The sequence below is a fragment of the Kitasatospora sp. NPDC089913 genome (assembly GCF_044748625.1).
GTDB lineage: Bacteria > Actinomycetota > Actinomycetes > Streptomycetales > Streptomycetaceae > Kitasatospora.
This window is the reverse complement of sequence record NZ_JBIVGI010000044.1, coordinates 16,295-37,440: the sequence shown is the minus strand read 5'-3', so window position 1 is coordinate 37,440 and position 21,146 is coordinate 16,295. Positions and strand designations below refer to the sequence as shown.

At 69.7% G+C, this 21,146-nt stretch carries 9 protein-coding genes; 2 read left to right on the top strand and 7 right to left on the bottom strand.

Annotated elements, in window-relative coordinates:
• Positions 1 to 25: 25 nt before the first annotated feature.
• From drmC to drmA, 3 genes are read right to left on the bottom strand one after another with little or no spacing between them, the layout of a single operon-like run.
• Complete coding sequence (gene drmC / locus ACIPYS_RS37750) at positions 26 to 790, bottom strand: DISARM system phospholipase D-like protein DrmC (RefSeq protein ID WP_400754844.1); 765 nt, start codon at positions 788 to 790, stop codon at positions 26 to 28.
• On the bottom strand, positions 787 to 2,688 hold the full coding sequence (gene drmB, locus ACIPYS_RS37745; RefSeq protein ID WP_093859878.1) for a DUF1998 domain-containing protein: 1,902 nt from the start codon (positions 2,686 to 2,688) through the stop codon (positions 787 to 789). Before drmB ends, drmC begins: the two co-directional genes overlap by 4 nt.
• Entirely contained in the window at positions 2,685 to 6,500 is a 3,816-nt protein-coding gene (gene drmA, locus ACIPYS_RS37740; RefSeq protein WP_400754841.1) for a DISARM system helicase DrmA, read from the bottom strand. Before drmA ends, drmB begins: the two co-directional genes overlap by 4 nt.
• Before the next feature lie 134 nt (positions 6,501 to 6,634).
• On the opposite strand from drmA, the gene ACIPYS_RS37735 reads away from it, so the two are divergent.
• The gene (locus ACIPYS_RS37735; protein WP_400754839.1) at positions 6,635 to 7,486 is read left to right on the top strand and encodes a methionyl-tRNA formyltransferase; all 852 of its coding nucleotides are present in this window, start codon (positions 6,635 to 6,637) and stop codon (positions 7,484 to 7,486) included.
• A 1-nt stretch (position 7,487) separates the two neighbouring features.
• On the opposite strand, the gene ACIPYS_RS37730 is transcribed toward ACIPYS_RS37735, so the two are convergent.
• Both ACIPYS_RS37730 and ACIPYS_RS37725 read right to left on the bottom strand, forming a co-directional pair.
• On the bottom strand, positions 7,488 to 9,680 hold the full coding sequence (locus ACIPYS_RS37730) for an ATP-binding protein (protein ID WP_400754836.1): 2,193 nt from the start codon (positions 9,678 to 9,680) through the stop codon (positions 7,488 to 7,490).
• Positions 9,681 to 9,896: 216 nt separating this feature from the next.
• Positions 9,897 to 10,502, bottom strand: coding sequence for a DUF6879 family protein (locus ACIPYS_RS37725; RefSeq protein ID WP_400754834.1), 606 nt, complete (start codon positions 10,500 to 10,502; stop codon positions 9,897 to 9,899).
• Between the two features lie 421 nt (positions 10,503 to 10,923).
• Between ACIPYS_RS37725 and ACIPYS_RS37720 the strand changes: the two genes are divergently transcribed.
• Positions 10,924 to 13,473 carry a DUF262 domain-containing protein gene (locus tag ACIPYS_RS37720; RefSeq protein WP_400754831.1) on the top strand — a complete coding sequence of 850 codons (2,550 nt, stop codon included), beginning with the start codon at positions 10,924 to 10,926 and terminating at the stop codon, positions 13,471 to 13,473.
• A 136-nt stretch (positions 13,474 to 13,609) separates the two neighbouring features.
• Here ACIPYS_RS37720 and ACIPYS_RS37715 read toward each other — a convergent pair whose 3' ends face one another.
• Positions 13,610 to 17,920, bottom strand: coding sequence for an Eco57I restriction-modification methylase domain-containing protein (locus ACIPYS_RS37715; protein ID WP_400754828.1), 4,311 nt, complete (start codon positions 17,918 to 17,920; stop codon positions 13,610 to 13,612).
• Positions 17,917 to 21,132 (bottom strand): DISARM system SNF2-like helicase DrmD, encoded by a 3,216-nt coding sequence (gene drmD, locus ACIPYS_RS37710; RefSeq protein ID WP_400754825.1) that lies wholly within the window; start codon positions 21,130 to 21,132, stop codon positions 17,917 to 17,919. Before drmD ends, ACIPYS_RS37715 begins: the two co-directional genes overlap by 4 nt.
• Between the last annotated feature and the right edge of the window lie 14 nt (positions 21,133 to 21,146).

Here is a 21,146-nt window from a genome sequence, read left to right as displayed (position 1 = left end):
GGGCCCGTCGGCACGATTGTCGTCGTCAGGACGGCAAAGGCCGGAGGACTCCTTGCCGCATCAACGCGAGGATGTGCTCCGCAGCTCGCTCGGGCGCTGCCCCACCTCGAACGACGGTGCCGGCCTCCAGATTCCGACGTACGCCGGACTCGGTCAGGTTGGCGCTCCCCAGGAAGAGGATCCGGCGGTCGGCGACGGCGAGCTTGGCGTGCTGACGCGCCGACGGGTGGTCCCGCCGGTTCACCGGCCAGTGCCAGAGCCGGACGCCGGTCAGGGGTCGGAAGGTCTCGGCGGGCTCGGGGCCGTCCAGCAGGCGACCGGCACCCTCCCGGGTCTCGACCACGATGTGCACTTCCACCCCCCGGATCACGGCGTCCCCGAGCGCCTGGAGCAACGGCCGGTAGGGACGGGCCGCATACGTCATCGCGAGCAGCTCCGTCCGCGCCTCCCGGACGACCTCCGTCAGGACGCGCGCGGTCGACCGCACGGGCACGCCCGGGGTGCCCGGGCCGCTCCAGACGGTCGTGACCTCGGCGTCACCGCGCCGTTCGCCCCAGGCCGCGCTGAACCCGCGCAGATAGGCGGCGGCAGCGGCGGCGGGTATGGATTCGGCCCCGATCGCCCGGTACACCTCCCGGACCTCACCGGAGGTCCGGGAGGACGGGAATTCGCCCACCGCGTACTCCGCGCCGCGGCCCTGTTCGAGCAGGGCCGCCAGGGCTCGGGCCCGCTGCGGGCCGAGGGCCGCGACCGCCGAAGCGGCCGCGGCCTCGAAGCGCGGGGTCGTCACGAAAGCAGCTCGTGCGGTGTGAGGACCAGCTCGGACTCGTCACCGAGCGGCACCAGGAAGCGGCGGTCCAGGAAGCGGTTGCCGCGCTCACAGGTCGTCTCCGAGACGAACAGGCAGATGTGGCAGGCGGCGCCGTGCAGGTAGTCGGCCGGGGCGTGCGGCAGCCGTTCCGCGCAGAGCGGGTCGGAGGAGCAGTGCGCCGCTTCGCGAAGCGCCCGCCTGACGATCCGTTCGAAGTGCGGGTCCTCGGCCAGCGAGACCAGGCCGCCCAGGGTGCCCTCGGAATCGGGCACCGCCGTGTAGATCAGGATGCCGGTCCTCGGGTCGGTGTCGTCGCCGGCGTAGATCCGCTCGGCGAGGCTCGCCGAGCTGTAGCCGCACTCCAGGGCGATGGTGCGGATGAGCAGGTGGGACAGCGTGTGCAGGGCGAGGTAGCGCTCCCCCGGCCACCCGTACATCGGATCGAACTGCCCGGTGAGCCGATCGCTCCTGCGGTTGGTACGGAACCGGGCGAAGGCCTCCCGATGCGCGGCCATCTGCGGTGCCTTCTCCATCCGCTTCACCCAGTCGGCCATCAGGTCGTCCCGGACCCGCAGGAAGATTCCCTCGCCCCGGACCTCACTGGCCGGCACCCAGCCCAGGGCCGACCGGGAGAGCCGCACCGGGGTGGCGATCTCGGGAGATTCCGGGTCGGGTGCGTCGAGCCGGGTGAATCCGATCAAGGCGCGAGCCTCGCGCAGCCGCTCCACCTGGCGGACGTCCGAGAACAGTCCCTTCAGGGCGTCGGGGACGGGTACCGCCTCCAGTGCGAAGTCCTCGGAGGCGGCGGGCGGCCGGACCGCGGACAGGACGTCCCACTCGGGGCCGAGCAGGTCGGGCGGCCGGACGTCCGTGGCCGGCGCCTCACCACCCAGGGCCGCTGCCCTGGCCTTGACCTCGGCGATGAGTGCGTCCGGGTCGAGGTCCTTGAGCCAGCCGAGCGCCGGCACCGAGGACAGCAGGTCGTAGTTGTCGCGCGAGACGATGCCCTTCACCTCCTCCCACCGCTCCTCGACCAGCTCCGCGAGCTTGTCGTTCTCGCCCGGGGGAAGGGCGAGGGCGCTCAGCGTCATCGGGAACCACTGGTTGGACGCGCCCGCGACCATCAGGGTGGCCTCGCGGTCGCAGCCGCCGTGTTCGAAGAAGCTCCCCAGGTGCGGGTGGCGCCCGCGGCAGGCGGGCAGGTTGCGCCGCCCGCGCTCGCCCATCGCGTCGCGGATGTTGCGCCTGGCCGAACAACCGACGCACTCGATGGTCACGTTGGCCGCCTGGTTGCCGCCGTGGTCCTTCATCCGCAGCCGCGGCCGCGGTGCGGTCGGGCAGGACCCGCCACCGTGGACGAACGGCGTGTACGGGAACTCGTCGAGATGACCCGCGGTGCAGACCAGGGTGAAGCGGGCGGCGACGGCGAGCGGCTTCTTCCGACCCTGGGTGCAGTCGTGGACGAACTTCGCCTCGTGCGGCGCCCGCGGATTGCTGTTGACGAGGACGAAGGTCTCGGAGTCGACCGGCGCGAGTTCGTTGCAGGCGGTGCACCGCAGCCACTGGGGGAACGGCGCGACGGGCACTCCGACCCCCTGGGCGGCCTGGTCCTTGGCCGATTCGGAGCCCTCGACCCAGGGCGCCGCACGCAGCTCGGTGACCTGCTCACGGCCGTAGAGCTGCAGCGAACGGTTGACGGCCGCCCGCAGCCGCGGTTCGTCGATGTGGTAGTCGGTCAGGCCGTTGTAGTTCCACTGCTCCAGCCCCTGGACCAGGACGGAGAAGTTGGGCAGGTCGACGAGGGATCCCACCCCGGCCGTGAACATCAGATGGCTGGGGCGCACCGCTCCCACCCGGCGGAAATAGCCGTTGCTCATCGCTGTCCCTTCCTCGTCCCCGCCGCAGCGGTGTCTCCGTACTCGTCCGCGTCGACCCCGGAGTCCGGGCCGTCCTCGCCCCGGCCGGGGAGGAAGTCCCACGCGGGCCCGCTGTTGGTGGGCGTCTCCATCAGCCGGCCGCCGCCGGGAAGCAGCAGGTTGATCTCGTTCTCGGTCTCGCGCATGGACATCGGGACGGTGAGGGCGTCCCAGCGGGCGCCGTCGGCCCGGCGCAGCAACCCGGCCACCAGGCTGTCCTTCTTCTTCTCCTTGCGGTAGCCGAGCACCGCGCTTCCCTCCCGCCGGCCGGCCCAGGCGTCCTTGAGCGCGGCGATGCGTTCGGCGAGGTAGCCCCGTGCCCGCGGACCGCCGACCGCCTCCGCGCGGTCCAGCAGGCGCCGTTCGACCTCCGCCGCGATCTCACCGTCGAGGTCCACCGTGTGGGCGTCCGTGTTGCGCGAATGCTCGTAGGCGGCCTGGCGCAGCGCTGCGATGTACGTCGGCGCGGTACCGCGGTCGAGCGCCCGGCGGGTGAACGGGGTGACCGACAGGGCTTCGACCTGACGGTAGAAGGTGGCGTGGTAGTGCGCGAAGTCCTCGAAGTGCGCGAGGTCCCTGGGGCGCGACCAGTTGTAGAGGGTGACGACGAGACCGGGGCGGCTCGGGTCACGGCCGACCCGGGAGGAGGCCTGGATGTACTCGGCGGTGTTCTTGGGCTGCCCGACCACGAGCATCAGGCCGAACCGGGAGACGTCCACGCCGACCTGCAGCATCGACGTCGCCAGGACGACATCGACCGCCTGCTTGGACGGGTGGGTGGGCAGGGCCCTGGGGTCGCGCTTCTCCCGCTTCGAGGCCGCGAATTCGGCGAACAGCGCCCGGCGGCGGTCCGAGGTGTCCCGCTCGGGGTCGAAGCCGCCCTCCAGCCGCTTGAGGGTCGCGCTGATCTCCGAGGAGGAGATCCGGGAGGTGAGCTCCTGGATGGTCAGCATGCCGGCGCGGCTGACGATCCGGTCGGCGATCGTCCGGTGCCCCTTGCGGCTGCCGTTGGAGCGCACGCGGGTGGTGATGTCGTCGTCCAGGTAGCGGCGCATACCTGCCAGCTCGCGGGTGGCGTTGAAGTAACCGACCAGCGTCATGTAGGGGTCGCCCGGTGTGCCGTAGTCGTCGAACAGCTGCTGGGCGCCGAGCAGGAGGATCTCCGCGACCCGGATCTCGGCCGCCTTGAGCCTGGTCCCGTGGGCGCACACACCGAGGTAACGACGCCCCGGGTCGGCGCGGCTGACCTCGACCTGCCGGGAGAAGAAAGTGTCGCCGACGTCCAGTACCTGCGGCGGGAACACCGCGATCCGGCGTCCGAAGACGCCCCGCACCTGGTCGGCGGCACGCTTGGTGGTCGCGGTCGACGCGACGATCTTCGGCCCGACTTCGTGCCGGAGCCCGTTCCCGTCCGTCCAGGCCCAGCTGCACAGCTGGTCGACGGCCGCCTCGAAGAGGCCGACCGTGGTGCCGAGCGCACCGGAGATCAGGTGCAGCTCGTCCTGGATGATGAGGTCCGGCGGACGCAGCCGGGTCACCGTCCGGGCGGCCTGCTCACCGCGGTGCCGGGGGCGGCAGCCGGTCTCCTCGTCGAGGTCCTCGTGGCGGTAGCCGTGCACCGGGCAGAGTTCGGTGACCCGCCCGAACAGCAGGCCGGCGTAGCCGTTCCACGGCAGCTGGGCGAGCTTGTCGACGGTCGCGATGAGCATGGCCGGTGCCAGCCGGTAGATCTCCTCGTCCACCGTGAGAACGGGGATGCCCTCCTTCGGAGCCCCCGTACGGGAGAAGGGGCAGCGGTCCTCGCCTTCGCCACGCGGGCAGTACAGGAGGACGCGGCGCCTGCGCTCGTCGTACTCCATGTCCCGGTGTGCCGTCAGTCCGGAGCCGCACCAGGGGCAGCTGAGGACCTGGATGACCCTGGCGTACTTGTCGTCGGCGCTCTCCTTGGCACCGGCGATCTGGTCGCGGGCCTCCGAGAACCAGTTCGGCGACACCGAGGTCCCCACCCAGAGGCCGATCCGGAACGGGGTGTCACCCCACCGCCGGTCCCCGCCCTCGAAGGCCTCCCGGCGCAGCACCTCGGCCGCGGCGACCAGGGCCGCCGCCCGCTGGAACTGCTGCGCCGTCAGCAGCCGCAGGGTGTAGCGCATCAGCACGCCGACACCGGCCTCACCGCTGCGGACATCGGAGCCTGTGCCGATCACACCCTGGAGCCGACGCAGCGCGAAGGTGTAGGCCGCGAGCCCGAGGTACGCCTCGGTCTTGCCGCCACCTGTCGGGAAGAACAGGAGGTCGACGACGGCCTCGGGGCTCGTGCCGCGGTCAGGGTGGCCGGGGCGGGAGAGCGATGCGAGGTTGAGCAGCACGAAGGCCAGCTGGAAGGGACGCCAGCTGGCGCCTTCTTTGCCCTTCTCCCGCACGGCGTCGCGGGCCCGCCGGTAGGAGTCCCGGTCGTCCTCGTGGCCGGCGCGGGCGGCCGCGACGGCGGTGTTGCGCCGCTGGAGCGCCATCGCGCGGTTGGCGAAGCGGAAGGCCTCGAGGGCGGTGCTGTCGGTGGCCAGCGCGTCGATGCCGAAGGTGATCCGGTGACAGACGTCCTCGGCCTTGTCGATGGCGGCCGCAGCGGTGTCCCGCAGTCCCTCGGGGAGCGACTGCACGCGTTCGCGCTGCTCCTGCAGCCACGCGTGGTAGCCGTCGGCAAGGGGAGCGAGTGCCGCGGTGAGTTCGCGGCGCCGGGCGGGGACCGCCAGGTCGGCGAGTTCGTCCATGCCGAGTTCGAGTCCGGCCAGCAGGGGCTGTTCCTCGATCCTGGGCGCGGTGGTGGCGGCCACGTCGTACACGGGCAGCCAGGTGGTCGTCAGCCGGTGGGCGCGGCGCTCCCCCGGCCGCACCTTGGCGTCGACGGCGACGTTCCGGCCCACGGCGTGGCGCAGGCTGTCCCGGTAGAGCAGCCGCAGCCGGTTCTCCTCGTCGTCCTCGTGCGGGCCGGCGGAACCAGGTGTGAGCGGGTCGTCGATGGGCAGGAAGACGGCCGCGCCGACATCGGAGAAGGCGGTCACGTCGAGCCGGGTCTGGAACAGCCAGTTGGTGTCACGGTGCTCGGCGGTGTCCTCCAACTGGTTGACCAGGGCCACCTCGACCACTCTGAGGTCCTCGCCGCCCGGTCCACCGTTGCGCGGCCGCACCTTGACGTCGAGGCGCACGCACGGCTGGTCGCGCCTGTCCCCGTCCAGGACGAGGTGGTGGTCGCCGGCGGCGGTGACGTCGATGTCCTCGCGGTGTTCCACCGGCTCGCGTCCCCACACCCGGAGGGTCCGGCCGTCCTCGGTGAGGGTCTCGGTCAACGAGTAGCGCCCCCAGCTCGCCTTGACGGCGAGCGTGCCGACCGCGGCCGGAACGGTGAACGACAGCCCCATCGAAGAGGCCCAGATACGCCCGGACGCCTGCGGCGTGAGCAGCTCACGCGGCTCGCTGTCACTACGGTCGCCGTCGCTGCCCGGTTCGACATCGGCGAGCTGCGCAGCGGTGCGGGCAGCCCGGGCCGTCGTCTCGTCGGTCGGGCGGGGGCCCAGCATTCCGACCAGGTAGCGGTCGCGGGGGCCGGCCGAGCGGTGCGGCAGTTCCTCCACGTCTCCGTCCCAGGGCCCGAGCAGATCCAGCGTGATGTAGTTTTCGAGAGCCTCCCGCGCGTCGTACGAGTCGCCGGGGAGGAAGGTCTGCGGCACGTCGTCGAACGGGTGCGGAACGGGTGGCGGAGAGGGCTGGGCGGACATGAAATGAACTGCCCCTTCGGGAGGATGACCGAGTACGGCGAGCCTACTGTGCGGCGCCGACACTTCGAGAAGCCTACCTTCATTCATTGACTCAGTTCACACATTTTCGGGGATCGCGAAGCGCAGGAGGAGCAGTGCCGGACAGATTGCGGGTCGTGCTGATGTCCTACGACCCGGAGGGATTCGCCGATCTCCACGCCCCGACCGTCGCAGCAGGCCACGATCCGGTCGCCTACGTCTGCGCCGCGTCGACCGCAGGAGGAACGGTCGGCGAGATCCTGGCGCAACTTCCCCCGGGCCCTGACCTGCTGGTCCCACACCGTGCAGCCGGCCTGGCTCAGGCCCTGACGGGATACCGACCGGATCTGGTGATCTGCAACGGGTTTCCGTGGAAGCTGCCGCCGGAGGTCCTGCGCGTCCCTCGCCTCGGCGTACTGAACGTCCACCCGTCCCTGCTGCCACGCCATCGGGGCCCGATGCCCGTCCACTGGGCCGTCCGGCACGGTGATCCGGAGACCGGTGTCACGGTCCACTGGATGGACGAGACCTTCGACACCGGACGCATCCTCGCCCAGCGGGGAGGCGTCGCGCTACCGGACGACCTGAACGGCGACCTGGTCTTCGCACAGATCCGCGCGCTGTCCCGCGAGCTGCTGTCAGAGGCACTGGAACTGGCCGCGAGCGGCCATGTCGGCACCGTCCAGGGCGTGGAGAATGCCGGCCACGAGGGGGTGATGGGCCCACAGGACGCGGTCATCGACTGGTCGGCGAACCGCAGGGACATCCACAACCTCGTCCGCGCCTTCCGGTTCGGGCTGTTCCCCCTGCCCGGGCCCCTCACTGTCGTGGACGGCCACTGGGCGGCCGTCCTGCGATCCCGCAGCGAGCCCGGCGAGGGAGTTCGCAAGGAGTGCGCGGACGGACCTCTGTGGATCACGGAGTGGGTCCCCGTTCCGGCACGGGGAGCCTGGCTGCCCGCCGGTTGACTCAGACTGCCCCTCCCAGACGGCTCGTCAACTGCTCGCGCAGTCGTCGCGCACTCGGGTCGGTGAAATCGTCGAGCAGGGTCAGCGCCTCTTGGCGGTACTGCCGCACGACCGACGGCACTTCATCGTGCTCCAAGGCGTCGGCCAGGTGACACAGGGAGACCGCCCACTGCCAGTGGTCACCCAGGTCACGGTGCGCCGCGAGCGCGCTGCGGTGGAACTCACCCGCTTCCCGGGCCCGGCCCAGCGCGAGGTAGGCCAGGCCGGTCCCGTCCCAAGCCAGTGCCTCGCGGCTGCGGTCCCCGAGCCGCCGCTGGAGGACGGCGGCACGCTGGTAGGAGACGAGGGCGCCGTCCGGACGGTCGGCGGCGCGTTGGGCATGCCCGAGCTGGGTCAGCCAATGGCCCTCTGCCACGGCACTGCCGAGCTCAGCGGCGAGGTCGACAGCGCGCTGTGCGCTCGCCACAGCCTCGTCCGCCTGTGCTCGGCCGAGCTGGAGCCTGCTCAGGAGGCACAACGCGTTCCCCTCGGCCCAACGGTCGGCCCGGTCGCGGAACGTCTCCAGGCCGAATCGGATCAGCGGCTCAGCTTCGGCCAGGGCCTCGAGATCCAGATGGGCCTCGGCCAGATTCACCGCCGCCCGTGGTTCCCAGTAGGCGTCATCGAGCGACCGGAACAGCGCGCGGGCATGTGTGAAGGCGTCACGCGCCTCCAACAGGCGGCGTTGGCGCAGGGAGAGGAAGCCCAGCCCATTGAGGGTCAGTGCCTCGCCGCCGGGGTCACCGAGCTCACGACGGAGTTCCAGAGCGGTCCGGTACTGCTCAGCGGCCCGGTCGAGCCGGCTGGACTGGGTGTACGCCATGCCCAGACTCTCGTGCAGCTCCGCCTGCGCGTGGCGGTCGCCGCAGCGGCGCGCAGCGGCCAGGCCCAGGCGAGAGGTGGCGAACCACTCCTGGAAAGGATTACGCACCATGTAGAAGGCACGAAGGACGACCGGGAGCTGCCAAGCAACCTCGTCCAGGCCGATGACAGTCGCCGTGCGAGTGGCGGCCACGAGGTTGTCGCGTTCCGTCTCGAACCACAGCATCGCCTCGGTCTCGCCTTGGAACGCCCCGGGCTCCACATCGGGTTCGAGGCGGGCGAGCCGGACCCGCGGCTCGTGAGGAGCAGTGCGTTCCTGCGCCGCGTCGGCCGTGTGCAGGTACCAGGCCACGACACGACGGATCGCTCGCTCAGTCTCCTCCGCCTCCTGCTCGTGCTTCGCCTGGTCGATCGCGTAGGCACGCAGGAGGTCGTGGAACCTGAAGCGGTCAGGGGCCGTCTGCTCGACCATGTGGGTCGCGAGCAGCCCGTCCAGCGAACGGCGCGTGTGACGAATGCTGCTCCCGAGGAGGGCTGCGGCAGCCGACGTGCTGAACTCACCAGTGGGATGGAGGCCGAGCATGCGGAAGAGCCTCGCCGAGTCGGCGGGAAGTGCGCGGTAGGACCAGGCGAAGACCGAGCGAACCGCCTCCGACTCCTCCTCGTCCTCGCTGGACAAGGCGTCCCACAGCCCGGATTCGTCCCGCAGGTCCTGGATCAGGCCGTCCAGCAGCATGCGCGGCCGGCTGGCCGCCCGTTCGGCCGCGATGCGCAGGGCCAGGGGCAGACGGGCACAGAGCCGGGCCAGCTGAGCAAGCTCGGACGGATCGTCCCCGCTGCGATAGTCCGCGGTGACTGCACGCAGAAGCTCGACGGCATCGTGCTCCGCCAGGACGTCCAGGGTCAGGTGCCGGGCCCCCTCACGCACTCCGAGTCCCGACAGGCGGTGGCGACTCGTCACGACGACGAGACACCCGGGAGCACCGGGCAGAAGCGGGCGGACCTGCGCCGCGCGTGAGGCATTGTCGAGCAGGATCAGCATGCGCCGCCCGGCCACCATAGACCGGTAGGTCGACTCCAGGGCCTCGGGATCGGTCGGTATGGCCGCGGCGGGCACCGCGAGAGCCCGCAGGAACCGTTCCAGCACCTGTGCGGAGGAGACCGGTTCCTGTGGGTCGTAGCCGCGTAGGTTCGCGTACAACTGCCCGTCCGGGAAGCGTTCCCGGACTGCGTGCGCCCAGTGGAGCGCCAATGAGGTCTTGCCGACCCCGGCCGTTCCGGTGACCACGAGGACCTGCGCGGCGGGCGGTTGCTCGGCCAGCAGACGATCCATGGCGCTCTGCTCCGCGGCCCGGTTGACGAACCCGCGGACGCCCGTCGGCAACTGCCGGGGCACGGGTCCACCACGTCCGCCGGAGTCGGGCGAGGGAGCCGAGTGGATGTGGATCGGCCCCTGGATGTCTCGCGCCTGCACGACATGGCCGGCTGACCCGGACATGGATGAACTGCTGCTTCCCGAGTGGGCCTCAGGTTGTTCCCGCACCACCGATCAGTGCTCCACCGGGATTTGGTCCACCTCGCGGGCCATGAAGGCACCGATGTCCTCGCCCTGGTCGTACAGGTGCGAGATGAACCCGGCGACGCTGTCCCTGACGGCAGTGTCCAAGTGGCGTGTCGCGCCGTCGAGGAGACCGCTCGCATCGTACGAGATGTCATAGACGGTGTCCGGGCCCAGAGTGACGAGCTCCGGTAGCGGACCGTCCTGTTCGTACGAGGCGACGACCTCGGGGCCGACCACCCGAATCAGCTCACCACACTCGGCCCGCAGCCGCAGGAACTGCAACTCCCATGCGAGATAGAGGGTAGGAGGGAACTCCACGACGCGCACACGCAACAGCCGGCAGCCGTGGTCAGCAGCCAGACGGGAGAGTTGGAGCAGTTCTGCGCGCCTGCCTTCGAGCAGTTCGAACGCGCGCCCGCGATCGCCCGCGGAATACACACGCCAGCTGTCGTCCTCGGGCTCCTGGAAGTCCTGCCGGCGTTCCAGCTTCCACGAATCGTAGCCGTCGACCGCGAAGTCCCGCCGCCGGAAGTCCTTCCGGTACTCGTCGAGCAGGAGTCGGTCTCCCGGCACGTCGGCCAGGAGGTCACGCATCCGGTAGGTCCGCCTTCGCGGAGAGGAGCGTGGCCCGGGGAACCACGACGAGACGCTCGCCCTCACCGACCACCACGTCCTGAGGAAGTCCCGCTCGGTACTCCGCGGTCAGATCCCGTCCGATGACGGCGAAGTCGCCGTTGGAGAGCTCCCAGACGTCGGGGCACCCGTCCCGCCCACCAGTGGTACCCAACTCGGCCGGCGACCTGCCCACGCGCCGACTCAACGCCGCAGCGGGATCCGCTTCCCAAGGCTGACTCATCACGCCTCCGAGTACCGCGTGAGCGATTGGCTACACACGGTACAAAGCAGAACGGCCGATCGTCAATCCTCCTCCGGCTCCCGAGCGTCACACCGTGCCCTTACGCTGTCGCTCGGTGCCGGACCCGCAGCTCCGTGCACGGTCGGCGAAGAGGGAGACATGCGCGCGCAGGAGATCACGTTCCTCAAACTGGTCCAGGGGGACAAGCAGTTCCAGGTACCGCTCTACCAGCGGACCTACAGCTGGGGACGCGACCAGCTGCAGCGCCTGTGGGACGACGTGTCCGAGCTGGTGGAGCAGCACATCGGCGCGGAGAAGCCGGCGCCGCACTTCCTCGGTTCCGTCGTCCTCGCCCCCGGCCACATCCAGGCCGGCGGTGTCCAGCGCTGGCTGGTGGTCGACGGCCAGCAACGGCTCACCACCCTGATGCTCGCGTTCACCGCTCTGCGCGACCACTACAAGAGCAGCCCGAACGACCGCGCCGCCGACCGGGTCCACCGGCAGATCCTGGTCAACGAGTTCCACGAGGATCTCGACCACTACCGTCTGCTGCCCACCCAGGCCGACCGGGACGCGTACACCGCGTGCGTGGAGTCCTCTCCGAAGGCCGGCGGGGCGGACAACATCGGTCTCGCCTACCGGTTCTTCCTCGGCGCACTCGCCCAGGGAGAGGGGGAACACGGCGCCGCGTGGACCGCTGCGGTCGAGACCGTCCTCAAGGATCTGCTCTCGATCGTCGAGATCACCGCCCAGGACGGCGACAACGTCTACCGGATCTTCGAGTCGATCAACAACACCGGTGTCGGCCTCAGCCAGAGCGACCTGCTGCGCAACTACGTGTTCAGCCTGCTTCCCAAGCGGGGCGAGCGGGTCTACCGGGAACTCTGGCTGCCGATGCAGCAGCAGCTCGGCCCGAAGAACCTCGAACTCCTGGTCTGGCTGGACTTGGTGGTACGCGGGCACAACAAGGCCAAGCAGAGCGAGATCTACCGCGAACAGCAGAAGCGGCTGGACGTCTTCAAGGACGACGAGGAGGCGTTGCAACAGGAGATCGCCCTGCTCGCCGAGCGCGGTGGGCGACTGCTGCGCATCCTGGAGCCCGAGCGGGAGTGCTCGGGTGCACTGCGCGTCGCACTGGAGCGGTTGGGGGCCTGGGGCGGGCAGACCCACTACCCGCTCGCGCTCCACCTGTTGGACCTCGTCGACACCGGCCGTGCGACGGCCGCGGAGGCGGCAGAGGCACTGGGCTACGTCGAGTCGTACCTGGTCCGCCGGATGATCTGCCAGGTCCCGACGAACAATCTGAACCGCATCTTCATGGACGCCCCCAGGGAACTGGAGACGGACCGCTCCCCCGCCGAGGCCGTGCACCGGCTGCTGTCGGGCCGACGCCGCAAGTGGCCATCCGACGAGGACCTGCGCGAGGCCGTCCGCAGCAAGCCTTTCTACTGGAGTGGTCGGTCCGGCCAGCGCTTCCACGTCCTGCGCCGACTGGAGGAGAGCCACGCGGCCAGCGAACCGGTGGACTTCGAGAAGGCAGCCCTGTCGGTGGAACACGTGCTGCCGCAGCGCCCGTCGCAGACGTGGTTCGACCTGCTCGGGGAGGAGACGGACGACGGCCAGAGCCCGCAGGAACTGCACGACCTACTGGTGCACACCCTCGGCAACCTGACACTGTCCGGTGAGAACTCCAAGCTCTCCAACCACCCGTTCGAGCGGAAGCAGCAGATCCTCGATTCGAGTGCGCTGCGGATGAACCAGGAGATCGCCGCCGCCGAGCGCTGGGGCAGGGCTGAGATCCTGGCCCGCGCCGACCGGCTGGCCCAGCGGGCGTGCGAACTGTGGCCGGCGCCTCTCGGTGCGGTGAAGACGGTCGGTGACGAGTGGCCGGGGTGGGCGGAACTCCACGCGGCCCTCGTCGTCATGCCCAGCGGCACCTGGACCTCGTACGGTGATGTCGCCGAACTGATCGGCCTCCATGCGGTGGGGATCGGGAACCATCTGGCCACCAAGGCCGGGGTGATCGGCGCCTACCGGGTGCTGAACTCGGACGGCCGGGTCTCCCCCGGCTTCCGCTGGCTCGACGACGACCGGACGGAGACCCCGCAGGAGATCCTGGAGCAGGAGGGCGTCCCCTTCGACAAGGCAGGCCGTGCCCACCGCTCCCGCCGCCTGACCGCACCGGAACTGGCCACCCTGCTAGGCCGGGACATGCCGGCGGACACCGCGAACGACCCGCTGCCGGACACCGAGAACGGCGCGGCGGCCGAGCGCTTCTGCGCCCAGCTGTCCGAGAACCAGAGCGAGTCGGTGGCGGACGAGGTCCTGGCGGCGTTGCGGTTCTGGGGACGCCAGGGCGGGCACCTGGAGTACGGGCGCGCGGAGGAGACCAGTTGCTTCCCGATGCTGGATGCCGGGACGGGCTCGCAGCCGCACCTGCTGTGGCCACTGGCCGTCTACCCGGTGACGGGAACGGCGGAGGTGGTCTTCCAGTACCTGAAGGACCGCAGCCCGTTCGACGACGTCGAGCTTCGACGGGAGCTGTTGAGCCGTCTGAACGAGATCGACGGGATCGAGCTGGCCGAGGCGAAGTTGGACCTCCGTCCGTCGTTCCCGCTCCAGGTCTTCGCGGAGCACGGCGAGGCGATCTGCGCGGTGCTGGAGTGGTTCGTCCACACGGTCGCCTTGGACCTAGCCCGACGAACCTGAGCACGTGACGGCGTCGGGTCGAGTCGGCACCTCGGCCCAACGCCCTCAGAAGTCGACCCGTCGAGGTCGACTGCCACCCCATCGACACAAGCTGGACCCCGCTCCTCGGAGCGGGGTCCACGCGAACGGTCGGCCCTCAGAAAAGAGCACCCTCAGGCGGGAAAAGCCCGTCATCACCAAAGCCAGGCGCACCGGAAACCCTCGGCCGCTCGGCCTTCCTGCGCCGCGCCTCGGCGGAGGGCGACGGGAGGTCCGGGCGCAGGTTCGGCTTCTTGTGCAACCCGAGGAACACCTCGTCGGCATACGCCTGGTGGTTGAGCCGGCGAAGGCGGTCGATGATCTCCGTCCGGGCGAGCAGCCCGATGGTGTACCGGGTCCCCTGGTCGGTCTCGTGGAACCCGTGGTCGAGGGGGAACGTCTCGTGCGTCGGGTCCGCCGGGCGAGTGGCGCCGGTGGGATCGAGCAGGTCGTACCAGCCGTAGGCGGCGATGGTCGCGCGGTCGATCTCCTCGTGGATGGCCCGGAGTTCCACGATGTCGTCGTCCTGACAGGAAGAATCGTGAAAAAGGTTGTAGGTGGCCGTCAACCCGATGTTGCGGTGCAGCATCAACTCACGACGGAAGCTGTTGAGGTGAGCGCCCGCAGCCCGGAGATCGTCGGTGAACGTCGGAAGGACCAGAGCCATAAAAACGTCAGTTGGACTATAGCTCAGGTCTGCTTTCATTGTTGCGCTGCGATCAAGAGCCCACCAATAGTGAGGAGCACCGCTAAGGATTCCAAGCAGCGCCGGATCCTCAGAAGCGAAAACAACCAGCTTCTGGTCCAGCACCTGGCGCGTGGGCACCAGGGCAGGCATTACCACCTTGCTCACCTGGGCCATTACGATGCACTGCTCCAGGGGCGCCGTGGCCGCGTAGAGTCCTGCCGCACGCTCTGCGAACTGCCACCACCGCTGCCGCCGCGCGGGTCGGCTATTCTTATCACGCTCCGGCTTCACATCACGCAGAACCTGCGCATGCGCCTTTCCATACTGGGCAGCTCGATCCTCAGGCCAGTCATGAAAATTGATAACCCATCGATCACTTTCATGAACGGGGCTATTATTTACATCCTGCCCATTCAGGTATGGAAAAAGAACATTCCAGTAACGCTCGTCCTCGGAAATCCACATCTTGGCTCGATCGCTAGGCAGCGTGAAGCCAAGACCGAGGACAATTGAGCCCTGGAAAGAAATGCCTTTATTGCTCGCCAGTGACTCAGCCCACGAGGCCTCGCGCGTTTTCGGATTGAGCGATGTCGAGATGCCGCGTGGCACAACCACGCGGTCAAGCATCCGTTCGGCCTGGTCGGCGATAGTCACCTTACTTGTCCACACTGCGCAATACTCAAGTACAGCCGAACTCGACGGCCAAGGTGCACTCTTGATAGCTCGCCGAATCTCAACCCCGGCTGCCTCCAACTGATCAAGGCCTACCTCGCGCGTGTCCCCCTGGGCAAGGGTGTTGGTCGCGATTAGGCCAGCCTGACCAGCGGAATTCAAGAGTTCATGCGCACGCAGCTCAAAATAAGCAACCATGTCGGCGCTACCACGCTTTCCAGCAGCGAGGTAGTCCACCATGTACTCGCGGTATGCCTCACCCATGGCGCCGGTTAGCTTCTGGCCACCCAGGAATGGAGGGTTGCCTACGATGGCATCGAATCCGCCCTGCGCCTGAAAGACCTCGGGGAACTCCAGCGGCCAGTGCACCGGCCGCCGTTCGAGACTACCCTCCGGCAGCTCGCTGGCCAGCCATCCCTTCGCCTGACGACGAGCGCTTGCCTCAGGCATCTCTTCCCTCACATCGCTCAGCCCAAGAACCTTTGCTGCGCTGGATGCCAGCGGAAACAAGTCTCGGATCCGCTCGCCACCGTTGGCCGCGTACCACTCCACTCGGCCCGATGCACAGGTTGCCAGCGCTGCGCCGGCGATCAGGTCCCCGATAAGCTGGAGCCGGGCCGTATGCTGACGGACCTCCTCCAGGAGTTTGCGCTTCTCCGCCAGCGCCTGGAGGTTCTCGCCCCTTATCTCCGTAATGGCGCGGCGCGCCCGCACGGCGTCCTCGATCTGTCGCTCGATGTCGGCCGCCGAGCCGATCAGGTCTCCCTTACTCACGTCCAGATGGACAGCCTTCAGCTGGTCGAGGCTGGTAATCCCGAGCAGCGAGTCCCCCGCCACCAGGCGGTCATCGAGGAAGGTGAAGGGCTGGGTGGGGTCCATGGAGACCAACCACAGCGACAGCTTGGCCATTTCAACTGCCGCCGGATTGATATCGACCCCGTACAGACAGTGTTCGATAATCTCCCTGCGCGCCTTGACGACAATCGGATCCGACTCGGCGTCGACAGCAGTCACCGTGTCAACAACTCGACCGGACCGGAAGTCGATTGCGTCTTGGCGCTTCTCCCGAACCCAAGCGTCGATGAGCCGGTCCGCCAGGTACCGGCAGGCGGCGACGAGGAAGGCTCCGGAGCCCATCGCGATGTCGGCGACCTTGAGATCAAGGATCTCCTCGGCCGTCTTGTGCACCCAGTCCTCGGTCTTCGCCGTCTGCAACGGGCCCACCCGGTACACCAGGGGCTCCAGTGCGTGGGTGACAACCTCCTCCGCCAGCCGCCTCGGCGTGTAGTGCGTTCCCGTGTTCTTCCGCAGGGAGGACTGCGTCACATACAGCGCGCCCGCCGGCATGACCACCGGCAGGTCCCGCAGGTCACGCCGGATGATCCCGAAGAACGGCAGCAACCGCTCCACCAACGCACGGTCCCGGCAAGCCGCATAGAGCAACCGCTTCGCCTCGTCGACAGCCTCCCCCGCCAACGGCGCGAGTAGCTTCTCGAGCTTCCCCGCAGCTCCGATCCCCGGCTTCGGCTCCTTGTACGCCTCGCTGATCTTCTTCGCGAGCGCCTTCACATCCCGGCACGACGCCGCCATCGACTCCAGCTCGCGCAGCGGGACCTCGTGTTCCAGCCCCACCGGCCCGATCAGCCCGATGACCGTGTCCACGGCCCGCTTGCCGTCGTACGACAGCAGGCCCTCGTACACGTACCCGATCTGCTCGACGTCCAGGGCCCGGAACGTGAGCCGCCGCCGTTCCTTCGTCTTTCCCCGCCCGATCTGCACGTACTGCACCGACTGCAGCATGTGCAGCACGGTCCGGTCGTCGATCGCCAGCAACGGTGAGCCCTGCTCCAGCCACGGGTACTTGGTCGGATCGAAAATCGACCCGTCGTACGCCGGAAGCTCCAGCTCCGGGTGCTTCACGCCCCCGTACACCGCGTGGAACAGCGCGATCAGCCGATGCCACGCCGCCGTCGTGTGCTCGAGCGCGCCCTCACCCTCGGCCAGCGCCCGGGCCTCGAGGTCCGCACAGAGCCGCCCCGCCGAGTACGACTCCGCGTACACCTGCGACGAGGCCGGCAGCAGCCCCCGCTCCTCCGCGAAGAGCAGGAACACCACCCGCATCATCACGGCGACGGCCGCCCGGTACACCTCCTGCGCGCTCACATCCTCCGCGTGCAGCCCGACAGCCCCACGCTCCATGGCCCGAGCGTCCGCCCGCCCTATGGCGTCGACCAACAGCTCAACCGCTTGCCGGACCTGGACACCGAGCGCGTCGGTGACCTCCTCTCCGGCCTCCAGGCTCTTCTTCAGCAGCCCCTCGAGCGTCTCCGCCGCCTCGTACTCGAAGAAGCGACGCCGCCGCAGCAGCGAGATCCACGCCCGCACGACGTTCCGCTCGGCAGCCTCGTTCCAGCCGACCGTGTCGAACAGCGCCGTCGTGGTGACACCGCCCACGGGTGCCCACACCAGGCACCACCAGCGCCCGTCCGTCACCAGCCCGAGCGGAATCCCGTGGTGCCGGCAGAGCCGGGCGAGCCGGTCCGCGGGAGTGGCCGACCACTCCCCGCCCCACGCCGCCCGCGCCGTCGGCACCGTCCCAGTGGGCACGACCATCCCGATCAGCGGCACCCGCTTCGCCGCGGCGGCCGCGTCCGGCTCAGCGCCCAGCGCCCCGCCCCCCGGCTCGACCAGCGCGAAGTCCGCGCGCAGCCGGGCCCCGTGCTCGGGCACGTCGACCGTGAACAGGTCGAGCGCCAGGTCGTCGTCCTCACCCTGCCGCAGTTCCAGGGCGTCGCCCCACTCCAGCAGGTCGCGCAGCACATACGCGGCCCACTCGTCCCGCCCGGCAACCATGTCGGTCTGCCAGTCGGCGTGGCGGGCGCGGAGCCGGTTGCGCTGCTCGCGCTCCACGGCGTCCAGCTGCGGCCAGGTGCCGAGCAGGACGGGCATGGTCAGGAACGGCCCGGACACCTCCGTGAGTTCGAGCCACTCCTGGTGCTGGGCACGGCCGTCGAGGGCCTTGGCCTTGGCGGCGGCCAGTCCGCGGGAGGCGGCGGGGCGGGGGCTCATCGGGCGGCTTCCTTCTGGGGGATCACGAAGACGACGGCGACGGGGAACAGGTGCGAGCGGGGCTCTCGGTAGCGCTTCTCGATGACGGCGAGTTCACGCTCGCGCTCGGCGGCGAGACCCTTCAGACGGGCGTCCCACCGCTCACGGTCCTCGCGGTACTGGCGCTGCTCGACGCTGGTGAGTTCACGATCGCCGAAGAGGGCGATCTGCTCGCCGATCCCGTCGCCCTCCTCCTTGAGCTTGGCACGCAGCGTCGCCTCGAAGCGGTCGAGGGTGGCACCGATCCGCTTCTCCTCCTCCTCGCGCCGGTCGAGCAGGGCCTTCTCCAGCGAGGCGCGCCGTTCGCGCGAGCGGGCGGTGAGCGAGTCCGTCAGCGGCTGGGCGAGTCGCGGCCAGGCCTCGGCAACGCTTGCCCGCAGGTGCGGTGCGGCCTCGACGCCGGTGGTCAGCGCATGGGAGAGAGTCTTCCCGAGGCCCCTCACGGACTCCCAGCGGCGGAAGCGCCCGGTGTCGCCGAACCACCCGCCCGCGTAAAGGACCTCCTCGTGGAGCCGGGTCCCGTCGACGCCGACGAGCACGTACCGGGCGAACGCGCCGACGAGCGTGGTCTCCACACTCGGATCGTCGGTGACGACGGCGGACACCCGGTGCAGTCCGACACTGTCCGCGTTCCAGACGGCCGCGGTGAGCAGCCGGGTGGAGAAAGCCACGAGCGGGTGCTTCAAGTGGGCCAGGACGACCTCGTCACGAGCCTGGCCGGCGATCTTCGCGTCGAAGGTGACGGGCCGCTGCTCGCCGGCCCGGAGCTTGTGGGCGAGGCCCCGGGTGGCCCGTTCCCAGGTGCCGGTGAGCGGCGGGACCTCGAAGAGACCGCCGTCGAAGTCCTCGTGGTGGTAGGGCACCAGCGGCTGCTGCCGGTCGAGCACGAGCGCCGTGTCGACGACGCGACGGACGTTCTCCGCGGTGAGACCGAGGTTGTCGACGGTCTCCTGGTACTGCTCGGCGAGCCGCTTCGCCTGGGCCGTGACGTTCTGCTCGGCCGCGACCGTTCCGCCTGTGGTGCGGCCCTTGATCTGCCGGGGCTTGGCGTTGTCGATGTCCACCGGCGCGTGGTCGCCGGTCATCCGGCGCTGGACGGCGTCGGCGATGACGGCGTTGACCGAGCCGAGGTCGGCCTCCATCCGCGCGACCTTCTTCGCGACGCGGGAGAGGAACTCCAGGTCGGCCTCGTAGGAGCCCGCGACGGCGGTCTTCCAGCCGGAGCCGACGAAGTGGAAGATCTGCGGATCCTTGCGCTGCCCCCAGCGGTCGATCCGGCCGATGCGCTGTTCGAGCTTGTTGGGGTTGAAGGGGATGTCGTAGTTGACCAGGCGGTGGCAGTGGTTCTGCAGGTCGATGCCCTCGCTGGCGGCATCCGTCGCGACGAGGATCCGGACGCGCCCCTCGGCCGTGTCGGGCGCGGCCTGGAACCCGAGCCGGATCTGCTCCCGTTCCTCGGTCGTGAGACCGCCGTGCAGCTGCGCGACCCTGCCACCGTCGGTCATCTCCTCCTGACGGAGCAGCTCGACCAGCCACCGCTGGGTGTCCCGGTACTCGGTGAAGACCACGACCCGCTCGTTCTGCCAGTGCTTGCCGTCCGGGCGGCAGACCGCCTTGAGGTAGGTGAGCAGCTCGGCGGCCTTGGAGTCGGCGGCGGCCTCGTGGGTCAGTGCCCAGCGCTCCATCTCGCGCAGCAGTCGGAGTTCCTCGCCGTCCTCCTCGGGGGTGAGCCGCGTGGAGCGGGTGAGGGCGTCGTCCTCCGCCTCGGCGAGGGCGAGGTCGTCGAGTTCGGCCGCGAGGTCGTCGAACTCCTCCAGCCACTCGGGGACGTCGGTGGCGGCGGAGCGGGGGCGGCCGGCCGTGTCGTCGAGGTGCGCGAGGTAGATCCGCACGGTGCGCAGGAACGAGGCCGGAGAGGAGAACAGCCGCTTCTTCAGCAGCAGGGTCACCAGGTCGGCCGCCCGCCGGCCGCCGCGGGCCTTGGAGGCGAGCCGCTTGCGGCGCAGGTCCGCGAAGCTGCTGACCAGCCCGTGCGCCTCCAGCTCGGCGGGCGTGTAGTCGACCGTGAGTTCGCGGGTCTCGCGGGCGCGGAAACGGTTGCTGCCGTCGGGGTACTTGACGGTGCTCTTGAGACGGCGGACGACGGTGTCGTCGAGCGCGGCCTTGTCGGGGTCGACACCGCGGGCGAAGCGCTGGTTGTCGATGAGTTCGAGCAGGGCGGTGTAGGACTCGGGGTAGCCGTTGTGCGGGGTGGCGGAGAGGAACAGCCGGTGTTCGAAGTGCGGCACGAGGCGGCGGATGAGCTTGGTCTGCTGGGAGTCGACCGCGTAGACCTGCTTGGGCGCGGCAGGCGCGACGTGGTGCGCCTCGTCGAGGACCAGCAGGTCGAAGAACCGGCGCTCGGTGCCGTCCTCGTTGCGCGCGGCCTCACCGACCGGGACAACCTCGTCGAGGAGGCGCTGGGCCTTGCCGCCCCGCAGCCAGGGCAGGGAGACGATGGTCAGCGGGTGGACGCGGAAGGGGTTGGCTGCGGTGCCGTGGGTGCGGCGCAGCCGGGCGCACTGCTCGGAGTCCACGATGGTGAACTCGAGACCGAACTTCTCCGCGAGTTCGTCCCGCCACTTCAGGGTCAGGCCGGCGGGGCAGACGACCATGACGCGGCGGGCGCGGCCGCGCAGCAGCAGTTCCTGGACGACGAGGCCGGCCTCGACGGTCTTGCCGAGGCCGACGTCGTCGGCGAGCAGCAGGTTGACGCGGGGCGCACCGACCGCACGGGAGACGGGTTCGAGCTGGTAGGGCTCGACGGCGACGCCGGAGCGGAAAGGCGCCTGGAGGTTCTTGGCGTCGGCGGACGCGACCGCGGACCACCGGACGGCGTCGAGGAAGGCGGCGAGGCGCGCCGGCGGGTCGTACTGGCCGGTGGCGGCGTCGGGGAGCGAGCCGGCGGGCCGCACACGGCGGCCTGGCTCGATCTCCCAGATCACACTGAGCGTGTCGCCGAAGCGGCCGTCGGCGACGGACTGGAGGTGCACCAGGGTCGCGGCAGTACCGTTGTCGGAGACAACGGAAGGATCGACCCTCGACACGACCCAGCTCTGGCCGCGGACCTCGACCAGCTCGCCCTCCTCGGGGAGTCGCTCGTCGGTTCCGCTGTCCGTACGCCGGTCCGCCACGATCGGTCCGCCTT